The sequence below is a fragment of the Olleya sp. HaHaR_3_96 genome (assembly GCF_019278545.1).
In the GTDB taxonomy this organism is placed as follows: domain Bacteria; phylum Bacteroidota; class Bacteroidia; order Flavobacteriales; family Flavobacteriaceae; genus Olleya.
Genome location: NZ_CP058987.1, coordinates 1,176,379 through 1,189,887, shown reverse-complemented (window position 1 = coordinate 1,189,887; position 13,509 = coordinate 1,176,379). Strand labels below are relative to the sequence as shown.

The following is a 13,509-nucleotide window of genomic DNA, read 5'->3' as shown; positions in this document are numbered from 1 at the left end:
ATGTTTTTTAAGACATTAAAAATAGTGGTTTTTAATATAATTTTAAGAGTTCTATTGTTAAAAATTCATTTTTACAGCTATAAACCTATCATAAACTAAAACCTTTGATTTTCTTATATTCTATAATAGCCTGACTATCACTCATCAATGACACAAAATGACAAACATTAAGTAACCTAACATATAGCCTATCTGTATTAAAATCTGAAGTCGAAGGTAATCCCCTCAATATCAGTTTATCGTAATTAGAAACCTTACCAGTATAATTATTATTCACAGCCTTACTATATGTTTGTAATAAAGTATTTAAAATTTGATACCCTGCAATTTCTTTATCTACGACATCTTTAGATTGATACACCTTATCAATACTTAATTTGATAATATCATTAATTTGAGCTTCATACTTACTCTTATCTAAAAGACCAATACTAAACTCCCCATTTAAAATAACCTCTTCATTATCCATAAAAATAGACACCGCTTCATTAATTAAGGTATTAATTGCTAAGGCCCTCAAGTAACTTACTCTGTCTTTTGTATTAGTAAGTTTATGATATTTTTCAGTATTAATTGAATGTCTAACTAAATTAATAAGATACTCTAAAGCATATTCTTCTTGAATCAGCCCTAAGTTAATCCCATCTTCAAAGTCTATTATTGTATAACATATATCATCCGCAGCTTCAACTAAAAAAGCTAATGGATGACGAGAAAAACTAATATCGTCTCCATCACCTCGCTTAACCAAACCTAATTCTTCTGCGACATCTTTAAAAGCTTCTTTTTCTGTTTGAAAAAAACCATATTTCTTATCTGCTATATGTTTTGTTGGTTTTTTAGGCAAGGACTCTTTAGGATACTTTGTAAAAGCACCTAATGTTGCATACGTCAATCTCAGACCACCTTCACGTCCTGCTCTGCTCTGTGTCACTATTTTAAAACCATTGGCATTACCTTCAAAATCGCAAAGATCCTGATACTCCTTATCTGTTAACTGCTCTTTATAATGTTGTCCTTCTCCTGAAATAAAAAATTCGCCAATAGCTTTTTCGCCAGAATGTCCAAAAGGCGGATTACCAATATCATGTGCCAAGGCAGCAGATGCTACAATAGCACCAAAGTCATTTGGTAAATAACCATGAATGTTTTGAAGTTGTGGGTGCTTTTCTAAAATCTTCTGACCTACTTTTCTCCCTAAAGAGCGTCCAACAACGCTAACCTCTAAACTGTGTGTTAATCTAGTATGTACAAAATCGGTATTAGATAATGGTATTACTTGCGTTTTGTCCTGTAGACTTCTAAACTCCGAAGAAAAGATAACACGATCATAATCAACTTCAAACCCTAGACGTGTTTCATCTTCTTCTTTTCTTAATCTTTTATTAGTATCGCCAAAGCGTTTTAAAGAGAGTAACTGTTCCCAATTCATAATCAAAATTTTGAAATGCAAGATAACTATTTGTAAGATAACCAAAAGCAATTGCTAATGTTAACTTAATGTTTTGCAAACACAAAAATTCAACTTATCCGATAACCTTTAGCTAACTTTTTAGTCACCAACTATTAATCTCTAGTTAACCTTGACTTTACAATATGGAGGTTTCTTTGCATCAAGAATTTTAATAGTCAAAATGAAAAAACTTACATACCTATTTTTTACTCTATTCAGCGCAATTACTTTCGCTCAAACAGGTTCTATCTCTGGAACTCTAACAGACAAAGAGTTTAACAACGAATCTTTAGCTTATGCTAACATATTACTAAAAGGAACCACTAAAGGCACAACATCCGACAATGCTGGTCAATATACATTCTCAGACCTAAATCCAGGAACGTATAATGTCGAGTTTAGTTTTGTTGGTTACGAAACACAAACGATCTCTGCAACTGTGCAAGCGAACAAAGTGACAGAAATCAATGTCATTATGAGTGCTAGTGCTGCCGCTTTAGACGAAGTTATACTTGAAACTGTAACAACAAAACGAGAAAGTGAAACGGCACTTTTATTAGAACAAAAAAAAGCAGTAGAAATCAAACAAATCATCGGAGCTGAAGAGTTATCAAGAAAAGGGGTCAGCGATGCTGCTGGTGCGGTTGCAAAAATATCTGGGGTCTCTAAACAAGAAGGTTCTAGTAATGTATATGTCCGTGGGCTTGGTGACAGATACTTAAATACTACCATGAATGGTCTATCATTGCCATCTAACGATGTTAACAAAAAGAATATTGATTTAAATTTATTTTCGTCAGACGTTATTCAAAATGTATCAATAAGCAAAGCTTACGCCTCTCAATTTTATGGAGATTTCGCTGCAGGTAATGTAGATATTTCATCTAAAGAACATAAAGGCGGATCTTTTGCAGAGGCTTTTTCTGGCACAGGTATAAACACTAACGCTATTGACAAAAATTTTGTCAGAAGCGAAGGTACTGGTTACTTCGGATTTTATGGAAGAGGAGAACACAATCCTTTTGCTATTGTTTTATCGCATGGTGTGGATCCAGTAAGTGTAGACACCCCTATTAATGTGTCTTATGGTGCCTCAGGAGGTAGTTCTATCAATTTTGAAAATGGATCTAAGTTAAGTTTCTTCTTAACTGGAGGTTTTGAAAATAATTACGAATATAGAGAAGGTAAATCTGTAGATTTTTCGACTGTAGAGAAAAAAGCATTTGAAGCTGCAGAGGAATATGAATACTCTACAACCACAACTGCTATGGCTAACTTAAATTATAAGATAGATAGCGACAACCGTTTAAGTTTTAACTCTATATTCATTAACAGCTCTTCAGACGAAGTCGGTTATTTTGGTACAGACGGAAACGGTAGAAACAGAGATGCTATTCTTAATACTGACAAAGGATTTTACCAACAAAATATACAGTTTGACCAAACAAAAATGTTTGTAAACCAATTAATAGGAAACCACAAATCTGGCGATTTTGAGTTAGACTGGGGGGTTGGCTACAACAAAGTATTCTCTGACCAACCAGACAGAAAACGTTTTAGTGTAGAAAACTACGATTATGCTTTAGACAACGATCCAACAACAAACCCAACATTTTACAGTAATGTGGTTTTTGATAACCAACGCTACTTCCAAAAAATTGAGGACGATGAATATAATGGACGCGTAAATCTAGCTTATACACTTAATGATAATCTAAAATTAAACTTTGGATATAATGGTCGTAATAAAACAAGACAATTTAATAATGTCAGATATGGTTACGATATTGTGGAAAATGGTTATCAAATTACAGATGTCAATAACTTCGACTCAGTATTTAACTTAAGCAACTTAAATTTAAATACTGGTGATTCTGGATTATATGAAATCAAAGTTTTAAAACCATACCCTACATTATCTAACACCAACAGACCTGGACTTAATGAAAACACCTATAACGGAGCGTTAAATATTTACGCAGGTTATGTTGACGCAGAAATTAAAGTTGGAGAAAAATGGCTATTTGTACCTGGCGTAAGATTAGAAAGCTTTGAACAAAGTATCGATTACAATGTTATTAACTTAGGTAATAACGGAGAAGACTCTAAAACATCTAAAGAGACTTTTGTACTACCAAGCATTAACATCAAATACAGCCTAACCGAAGATCAAAATCTTAGATTCTCAGCAAGTAAAACGGTTTCGACTCCTGAGTTTAAAGAAATAGCACCATTTGTATACGAAGATGTATCCACACGTATTGGAGGGAATCCAGATGTTCTTGGTTATTCTAATGTTTTAAACTTAGACTTAAAATACGAATGGTTTTTTAGCCGAAGTGAAGTCTTATCTCTAGGGGCATTTACAAAACAGATTGAAGACCCAATTAACTTAGTCGTTGTAGGAGATGCGACAGGAACACAACGCTATGTAAGAACAGGTGACAAAGCAACAGTATATGGTGTCGAAGTCGAATTAAGAAAAAATATCTTAGTCGATGACAACGATAACACTAATCTATCTTTTGGTGTTAATGCGACTTACATGCACACACAACAAGATTTATATACAACTATAGATGGAACATTTGATCTAGCTTTTAATAAAACGGAAGACGAATTACAAGGTGCTTCTCCATTTATTTTAAATACAGATATCAGCTACTCTCCAGTTTTTGACAACTACAAACCTGTTGCAAACTTAGTATTCTCTTATTTCTCAGACAGAATCGACGCTTTAGGATCTGGAGATCTAGGAAACATTGTTGAAAAAAGCGTTCCAACATTAGACTTCATCTGGAAAAACACCATCGGTGATAATTTTGAAATCAACTTTAGTGCTAAAAACTTACTAAACCCAACAATACAATACGTAAGAGAAGATCAAAACCAAGGAGAAGTTTTGGTTGTTTCAGCTAACGGCAAAGGAGTAACGGATTATAAAAGAGGACTAAATATAGGATTACAACTTAAATATAAATTTTAATAAACTAAACAAAATTAAAAAATACAACTAAAACAAAAAACAATGAAAAAACAAATAATTTTAGGCTTAGCATTAGTATCTATGGTATTCTCATGCTCTACAGACGACACGTCTGATATTGTAATCAATGACAATAGCGTAACAAACAACACCTCTGGAGGAGGCACAACAGACCCTGCTACTATTTTCTTATCTGGTACGTATACTGAAGACTTAACTTTAGATGCAAACAATACGTATAAACTTAATGGGTCTTTAATTATGACTAGTGGTACAACATTAACGATTCCTCCTTGCATGACTATTAAGGCATTATCTTCTGGAGCTGATGTCTACATCGCAATATCTCAAGGTGCTAAAATAATAGCAAATGGTACTGCAGATTGCCCTATAGTATTTACTTCTGACGCTTCAAGTCCTGCTGCTGGAGATTGGGGTGGATTAATTTTATTAGGTAAAGCACCAATAAATTCTGTTACAGGAACAAACACGGCTACTTCAGAAATTGCTAGTTTACCTTATGGTGGTAATACTGCCAATGATAATTCTGGTTCTTTAAGTTATGTACGTGTAGAGTATTCTGGTGGTGCTGCTGATGGACAATCTGAAAATAATGGATTTTCTTTTTACGGTGTTGGAAATGCAACGTCTGTAAATTACATTCAAGCTTACGCTGGAAAAGATGATGGTATCGAGTTTTTCGGAGGTACAGTTAACGCTAGTTACATTTCAGTTATCAATGCAGAAGATGATTCTGTAGACTGGACAGAAGGTTTCTCTGGAACTTTAAACAACGTGTATATCTCAAACAGAGCTTCTGATGATAAAGCGATTGAAGCAGATGGTTACAATACAGATTTTAGTAATGCAACGGGTATATTCTCTAAGCCAACAGTAAACAATGTAACTATTGTTGGAGCAGGATCTGCTAACTCTTCTGAAGCGGTAAGATTAAGAGCTGGAACACAAGGTATATTTAGTAATATTATGATTACTGGATACGGTGAAGGTTTTGACTTAGACGATTTAGATACTGGTAACGGTGTTGTAAGTGACGATCTACAAGTAACTGGAGTTACTTTTGTAGACGTAACAGATAAAGTCAAAAACGACACAACCGTATCATTTACAGATGCTGACTTTTTTACAGGAGAAGGCACGGCTACTGGTACTGACTACACTACTTGGGGAGCAGTTTGGACAATCAACTAAAACCAAAATAACAAAAAAAAAGCCTTGCAATTGCAAGGCTTTTTTTTTGTTTAATAATCTAATTCCTGGTTGCTACTGAGTTTTTAACTTCCCACTCGCTAACATTAGCAATTTTATTATTACTATAATCTACTTCTTTAAGAGTGGTATCATTCCAAAAGAACCACTTGCCGACTTTTTTACCATTATCATAATTTGCTGAAACTTGTTTTTTGCCTTCTGCATCAAAACTTAACCATTCACCTTGCAATTTACCATCTGTAGTATAAGCACCTGTTTGGCTTACAGCTCCATTGTCGTGATAATAAACAACGTCTATTAAATTAGTGTTTTCATTAAGCTTTAAATCTCTTTTGTTTTGAGCAAAAGAAACCACAGTAAATAAAAAAGCAATTGAAACTAAAATTGATTTCTTCATAATTATGGGTTTTAACATTATATCTCAAAGATACAGATTAGATAACAATTATGCAACATTTACATAACATTAAATTAACATTGACTTTTTAATCGGTTATTATACAGTCTTTTAGATTATTTATCCGCAATCAAAATCCTTAATAATTAGATAATATTAGCATAATATTAAAATCACTTTACATCACCATATTTGTTACTGTCTTAAGACAACACAATTAGTATATCATATAATCTATTAGTTTTTGTCGACTACATTATTATGATTTCTAGTGGGACTGCTTTTGGCCGAAGCAGTCTTTTTTTGTTAAAAAAATCATAAAACAATAATATTTAGGAAACATTAAGTTAACATCAGTTTTAGTTATTTGCAGCGACAAAAACTAATAAACGATTACATGAAACTTACTCTAAGTATTGCACTTTTACTGTGCATCACATTCTCTGTAAATGCCCAAGAAATTAGTGACACCTCTTTTGGCAAAGGTTTAATTAACTTTACTGCAAAAGACAGTTCTTTTAGCGTCAGATTCGCGCCTCGTTTTCAAGTTAGATCGGTATCTTCCTGGGATCATGACGGTTCGCAGTACACTAACCCAGAACACAATTTTATAGTCCGTCGCGCACGTCTAAAATTTGATGGTTTTGCATACAATCCAAAATTAAAATACAAAATAGAGTTAGGATTATCCAACAGAGATATTTCTGGTGCTAATGACTTTAATAGAAACACCCCTCGAATTATTCTCGATGCTGTTGTCATGTGGCATTTTGCAGAAAATTTTGAACTCTGGGCGGGACAAACAAAATTACCAGGAAACGTAGAACGTGTAGTGTCCTCTGCAAACCTTCAACTTATAGACCGTTCATTACTAAACAGTCGTTTTAATCTTGATCGCGATTTAGGTCTCCAACTTAGACATAAATCTAATTTAGGAGGAGGGTTTTTGATGCGTGAAAAAATAGCCATTTCTCAAGGAGAAGGTCGCAACGTTTCTGAAGGTAACGAAGGTGGTTTACAATACACTGGACGATTAGAATTTTTACCTCTAGGGAACTTTAAGTCTAAAGGCGATTATGTTCAAGCAGATTTAAAACGGGAAGTAAGCCCTAAATTAATGGTTGGGTTTACTTACAACTACAACCAAAATGCTGTTAGAGAACGCAGTGGTTTAGGCGACTACATGTTTAAAAGCGATGGTACATTATATGAAACTAACGTCACCACACTATTTGCAGATGCCATGTTTAAATACAAAGGTTTTTCTTTTATGGGCGAATATGCACAAAGAGATGCTGATCAACCTATCGCAATAAATAGTGATGGTATCACCCCAACAGGAGATATAGTTTTAACAGGACACGCCGTAAATTTTCAAGCAGGGTACTTATTTAAAACTAATTATGAAATAGCCGGTCGTTTTACCTCTTTAACGTATAAAGATATCACAGGAAGTCTTCCCACAAAACAATACACCTTAGGTGGTTCTAAATATATAGTAGGACATAAATTAAAAGTACAAACAGATTTAAGCTACACAACAGTCAATGGTAGCGAAGATAATATTACCTTTAGACTTGGATTTGATATCCATTTTTAAGTAAAAAACATAACATTGTCATAACATTGCAATCGAAAACAGTAAAGATATTTGCAAACTTATTTTAATTAAAACTTATGGATAATATTTATTTATTTATGTTGATTGCCATCATCGTATTAGCGGTAGTTGATATTGTTGTTGGAGTCAGTAATGATGCTATCAACTTCTTAAACTCTGCTATTGGCTCCAAAGCCATTTCTATGCGTACTATCATGATAGTGGCGAGTTTAGGTATTTTTATTGGAGCCGTGTTTTCAAGCGGAATGATGGAAGTTGCAAGAAAAGGAATTTTTGTACCGACCATGTTTAACTTTGAAGAGATTATGTACATCTTCATGGCTGTTATGATTACCGATATTTTACTATTAGACTTTTTTAACACTTTAGGTTTACCAACATCGACAACAGTATCTATTGTATTTAACTTATTAGGTGCAGCTGTAGTGATGTCTTTAATTAAAATTAGCGCATCAGACAGTCAAACTTTTGCGGATTTAGGCAAGTATATAAACACGGAAAAAGCCATAGAAATAATATCAGGTATAGTCATGTCTGTTTTTATAGCGTTTACCATTGGAGCTTTAGTGCAATGGGTCTCGCGTTTAATATTTACGTTTCAATACGAAAATAAATCAAAATACTTTGGTGCTATATTTGGTGGTGTCTCATTAGCTGCCATAACCTATTTTATCTTCCTAAAAGGATTAAAAGGAACACCATACTATAAGAATATAAGTGGTGTCATTGATGGTAACGAACTTTACATTATACTCGCCAGTATAGTGCTATGGACATTATTTTCTTATGCCTTCCAAAAACTAACTAATAAAAGTGTCCTTATCATTGTAATTGCAGTCGGTACATTTGGACTAGCATTAGCCTTTTCAGGAAATGACTTAGTTAACTTTATTGGTGTCCCTATGGCTGCCTACCATTCTTTTGAAGCCATGCAACATGCTTTTTCTACTTTTGGAACATTACCTGCAGATTTCTCAATGGCTGTACTAGATAAGAAAGTACCAGCCGAGCCATTATTACTATTTATTGCTGGGGCCATCATGGTACTAACCTTATGGTTTTCTAAAAAGGCAAAAACGGTTGCTGAAACAGAACTAAGCCTATCCAGCCAAGGTGATACACACGAAAAATTTGAACCAAACATGCTATCAAGAGGTATCGTTAAAGGAACCTCTGCGCTATCAGATTATTTTAGTGCTATTATACCAAAATCTACACAAGAAAAAATAGGAAGAAGTTTTGAAAAGCCAACAGGAAAAGCCCTAACAAAATCACAAAGCAAAGACCTACCAGCTTTTGATATGATTAGAGCCTCTGTAAACTTAATGGTTGCTGGAGTATTAATCTCTGTTGCGACTTCTATGAAATTACCTTTATCTACAACGTATGTGACTTTTATGGTCGCTATGGGGACATCTTTTGCCGATCGTGCTTGGGGTCGTGAAAGTGCTGTATACAGAGTTGCTGGTGTACTAAATGTTATTGGTGGTTGGTTTGGAACTGCTTTTGGAGCCTTTTTTGCTGCAGGAACAGTTGTATTTTTAATAAACTGGAATCCGAAAGTAATGGCTCCAATCTTATTATTATTAACCGCTATTTTATTAGTAAGAAACTTTTTAGCGCATAAAGAATCGTCTAATAAGACTATAGCAGAAGATAGTTTAACAGATTCAGAGAGTAGCTCTGTTCAAGGTGTCATTCACGAAAGTGCAAAAAATATTGCCAATGTTGTAAAAAGAGGAAACAAAATTTACACCAATGCTATCAACGGTTTAGCCAAACAAGACAGCGTGCTTTTAAAGAAGAATAAAAAACAAGTCATTAAATTATCTGATGAAGTAGATTCACTTAGAGATAATATCTTCTATTTTATTAAAAATTTAGACGAATCTAGTTTAAACGCGAGTAATTTTTACATCAACATATTAGGATATCTTCAAGATATGACACAATCTTTAGACTACATCACTAAAATGAGTCATAAGCATGTGAACAACAATCACAAGAAGCTAAAATTCAGTCAAATTAAAGAGTTAAAAGAAATTGATAGTCGTTTTGACCTTTTATTTAACAATGTACAAAATGCATTTAATTCTGGTTCTTTCGAGCAAATTGGAGACATCTTAGGAAGAAAAAAAGAAATCATGGAACTTGTATCTTCTAAAATACTAAAACAAGTAGAACGCACTAGAACAGAAGAATCTAGTCCAAAAAACACCACATTATACTTTAATTTATTATCAGAAACTAAAGATTTATTAAGTGCAACAATGAATCTTCTAGAAGAATATCATAACGCACATGATAGCTCTGTAACACCAGCTTCTATTGAAGAATCGTAATAAATTAAAAATTATATTACCTATAAAAAACCATCAGTCTTACTGATGGTTTTTTGTTTTAAATCAACTAACACTCCTAATTAAAATAAACCGACCTATAGTTTCTTTTGTATTTTTAGTCCTTAATTAATTAATCATGAAACAATTACATCTTACCTTATTATTACTTATACTAACTAGCTTTAATATCATATCTGCACAAACCATCACCGGTGATGACTTATTACACAAAGCGATTAGCCATCATGATCCTTACAACAATTGGAACACCTTTAATGACACATTATTAGTCACTATGGAAACCCCTAAAAGTCCAAATAGAGATAGCCAAATTATTATCAATTTACCAAAAGAGACCTTCTATCTTAAAACAACAAAAGACACTACAATTACAGAGTATACAGTTTTAAAAGACACCTGTAAGGTTGTTTTTAATGGACAATCAAAACTACCAGACACAATTACTCAAGCAAATAATTTAAACTGTGACAGAGCTAACCTATACAAAAACTACTACACCTATCTTTATGGTTTACCAATGAAGCTAAAAGACGAAGGAACGATTATAAAGCAAAAAGTAGAACTGAAAAAATTTAAAGGACAATCATATTTAGTACTACAAGTATCTTATGATATAAGTGTAGGTAGTGATGTCTGGTTTTTTTATTTTAATCCTAAAACCTACGCGATGGAAGTGTATCAGTTTTTCAAGACCGATTCAAACGGAAAGCTCAAAACTGACACTGGAGAATATATTTTGTTGTCAGAAACTGAAGAAGTCAGTAACATACTGATTCCTAAACAACGTGCTTGGTACTACAACAAAAACAACACGTATTTAGGTACCGATATTTTAAAAAAATGACATATAAAACATCCAAATAATATTAATTGACGTAAATACAGTAACTAAATAAATTAATTACTTTATGAGAAAAATATCAATAGTACTAATTACCGCAGTTTTACTTACATCTTGTGTATCAAAAAAGAAATATGTTGCACTTGAAGAACAAAAATCTGAATTAGCTAGTCAATTACAAAAGACTCAAGTCGAAAATGAAGACTTACAGACTAAATTTTCGCAAATTGAAGCTAGAGTAACTGAGTATAATTCAAAAATCAACAACCTTACTGATGAAGTAGGTGTTTTAACAGAAGAAAATCACACTAAGTTTGATGCAGTTGGTAACAAAGCTGTCGTTTCTGAAAAAATGAAAGTTGAGATGCGCGAAACTTTAAGCAAAGTAAGTCCTGATGTGATGCAATATTACACCACTCTTGAAGACTCTATGAACCTTGCTTTATCACTAAATTTAAAACGTTTTGTAGATACTACAGATTTAGACGAAAGTGATGATATAGCAATCAGTATTGATGAAACTGTTGTTATGATTTCAATTTCTGACAAAATGTTATTTAACAGTGGAAGTTATAGAATAAGCAACAAAGCTGACAAAATCTTACAAAAACTTGCTGATGTTATCAATTCAGAGCCAAGTATTGATGTTATGATAGAAGGTCATACAGATGCTAGAACAATAAGTACAGCAAAAGTAACTGACAACTGGGACTTAAGTGTATTACGTGCAACTTCTGTCGTTAGAAAGCTTCAAAAAGAGTTTGATGTTGCTCCAGAAAAATTAATTGCATCTGGAAGAAGTAGCTACCAACCGCTTACGGATAATGATACTAAAGAAGGACGTTCTAGAAACAGACGTACACGTATCGTTTTATTACCAAATATTGACAAGTTTTTTGCTTTAATGGGATCAAAGCAAGAATAACTGAAAAATAGTTTATATCAAGAGCATCCAGAAATGGATGCTTTTTTTGTTTTAAAAAGATTCGAAACCCACCCTAGCAACGCTATAGTGTAATCGATAACAAAAAGGACTAGATACCTAAGCACCTAATGTTATTATGACTTACAACATACAGTAACGTCAATCTAAATGGTAAGCCTATTATTGGCGGTGTTATGCAATAGAACAAAGTCAGACCTAGAAAGGCTAACTATTCAATCCGAGTGCACAAAACAGCCCAATATAATTGTACTAACCGTTTTCATTAAGACTACATGACTACTTAGCGCTATAATGTATTGTAACCTTCCTAAATAAAAAAAGCATCCATTTCTGGATGCTTTTTTAGATTAAGCTGCTTCACTTAAACTTAAACGATTGTTATCCAACATTTCATCAATCAAATCCAAAGCCGCCCGTTTCAGGGACAAATAAGTCGGTTGCCCACCTTCAAAACTTAACCTTTTAGAGACATCAATATTAGATCTCATTTTAGATTTATCTTTGATATAAAACGTTTTAGAGGAGCCATTATGACATATCTCAAAAGCAATTTCGTCAACTAGATATTCATCCAAAAAAGAAATCTTCTCAATCTTATTGACATTTGAGAAAAATAAGTGACCTAACTCATGTTTAGTAACATCATTGTTTGTTTTACTTGTAGATTTCCATTCTTCAGTATGTTGATTACCTGATTTAACATTCCATAAACTATATTGACTACCTTCTGTGTATTTATAATTAATCAATCTTACTTTTTTAAGCGTCCCTTTATCAATCATATTCGATAAATGATTAAAATTTAGTCCAGGTGTTATTTGTACTCTAAAATCCTGAAAACCAGATTCATTTAAAAATTTTTGTAATTGTCTTTCAAAAATCACTTTTACACCATGATTCGCCTTACTTTCAAACACTATATACCCAAATTTTGAGCCTTCTGGAATATGGATGCATGAAAACACTTTTCTACTCTGAAGCTCCTCTTTACTAACGCTATAGTTTAACCTATTTAATGGACTTCGTATTTCTAAACTTTCACCACTATAAGCTGAATCTAAATAGGCAAATACACTCCTTTCCTTGTCATTACATTCAATATTCGAAGTTATTGAAAAAGCTCTTTTCTTCCCTTGTTTATCGAAATAAACAGCATTCCGCTTCTGATAAGCACTATAAAATTGATTACAAATTTTCAAAAAATCAGTTTCTCCATTAAAACGACTTAATACTTGCTCTTCTTTGGCTTTATTTAAGAGTGCCACTCTATAAATTACAAAATTATACATATTCTACTTTTTTATAATTCTAGTTGTTAATAAGCTCTAGAATTAGTTAATAACTATTTCATCGACTTAAACACATATATTATGCTATCTAAGAGATGATTTTGGGTTTATAGAAATATTTAACTTGGTAAGAAGAATCTAATTTTGTTTCTTTGGAAAATAAATAGGAGATGAGGTTATCTCAATTTCTATTACTAATTTAAAAATCGGGTCCGACGCCAAATTTTAAAAAAGTTACCAAGAGGCATATTTCTAATATGTCTTTTTTTATGTCTTTTCTTTACCTCATACTTTATTTAAAAAATTAATTTCTCTTATCCTATTAAACCAATAAACGCAAAACAAACAACTAGTAAACAGGTAGTTAAACTCTTTTTTGT

9 protein-coding genes are annotated in these 13,509 nt (G+C 32.9%); 6 read left to right on the top strand and 3 right to left on the bottom strand.

All coding sequences use genetic code 11. The annotated features are described in order from the left end of the window. Positions 1-88: 88 nt before the first annotated feature. Positions 89-1,432, bottom strand: a complete 1,344-nt coding sequence (locus tag H0I26_RS05075; protein WP_218701298.1) for a deoxyguanosinetriphosphate triphosphohydrolase — start codon at positions 1,430-1,432, stop codon at positions 89-91. 202 nt (positions 1,433-1,634) lie between these two features. Here H0I26_RS05075 and H0I26_RS05070 point away from each other — a divergent pair, with 202 nt between their 5' ends. Then, positions 1,635-4,439: a TonB-dependent receptor gene (locus H0I26_RS05070; protein ID WP_218701297.1), complete on the top strand. Its 2,805-nt coding sequence runs from the start codon at positions 1,635-1,637 to the stop codon at positions 4,437-4,439. A gap of 42 nt (positions 4,440-4,481) precedes the next feature. Beyond that, complete coding sequence (locus H0I26_RS05065; protein ID WP_218701296.1) at positions 4,482-5,651, top strand: multidrug transporter; 1,170 nt, start codon at positions 4,482-4,484, stop codon at positions 5,649-5,651. A gap of 58 nt (positions 5,652-5,709) precedes the next feature. On the opposite strand, the gene H0I26_RS05060 is transcribed toward H0I26_RS05065, so the two are convergent. Beyond that, on the bottom strand, positions 5,710-6,069 hold the full coding sequence (locus H0I26_RS05060; protein ID WP_218701295.1) for a toxin-antitoxin system YwqK family antitoxin: 360 nt from the start codon (positions 6,067-6,069) through the stop codon (positions 5,710-5,712). Positions 6,070-6,466: 397 nt separating this feature from the next. Here H0I26_RS05060 and H0I26_RS05055 point away from each other — a divergent pair, with 397 nt between their 5' ends. The 4 genes from H0I26_RS05055 to H0I26_RS05040 all read left to right on the top strand — a co-directional run bounded on the left by H0I26_RS05055 (position 6,467) and on the right by H0I26_RS05040 (position 11,819). Continuing rightward, on the top strand, positions 6,467-7,669 hold the full coding sequence (locus tag H0I26_RS05055) for a porin (protein ID WP_218701294.1): 1,203 nt from the start codon (positions 6,467-6,469) through the stop codon (positions 7,667-7,669). A 77-nt stretch (positions 7,670-7,746) separates the two neighbouring features. Next, on the top strand, positions 7,747-10,032 hold the full coding sequence (locus H0I26_RS05050) for an inorganic phosphate transporter (RefSeq protein ID WP_218701293.1): 2,286 nt from the start codon (positions 7,747-7,749) through the stop codon (positions 10,030-10,032). Positions 10,033-10,168: 136 nt separating this feature from the next. After that, complete coding sequence (locus tag H0I26_RS05045; protein ID WP_218701292.1) at positions 10,169-10,897, top strand: DUF6503 family protein; 729 nt, start codon at positions 10,169-10,171, stop codon at positions 10,895-10,897. A gap of 64 nt (positions 10,898-10,961) precedes the next feature. Next, a complete protein-coding gene (locus H0I26_RS05040; protein ID WP_218701291.1) occupies positions 10,962-11,819 on the top strand; it encodes a flagellar motor protein MotB in 858 nt (285 codons plus the stop codon). A gap of 368 nt (positions 11,820-12,187) precedes the next feature. Here H0I26_RS05040 and H0I26_RS05035 read toward each other — a convergent pair whose 3' ends face one another. Continuing rightward, on the bottom strand, positions 12,188-13,129 hold the full coding sequence (locus tag H0I26_RS05035) for a hypothetical protein (protein WP_218701290.1): 942 nt from the start codon (positions 13,127-13,129) through the stop codon (positions 12,188-12,190). Between the last annotated feature and the right edge of the window lie 380 nt (positions 13,130-13,509).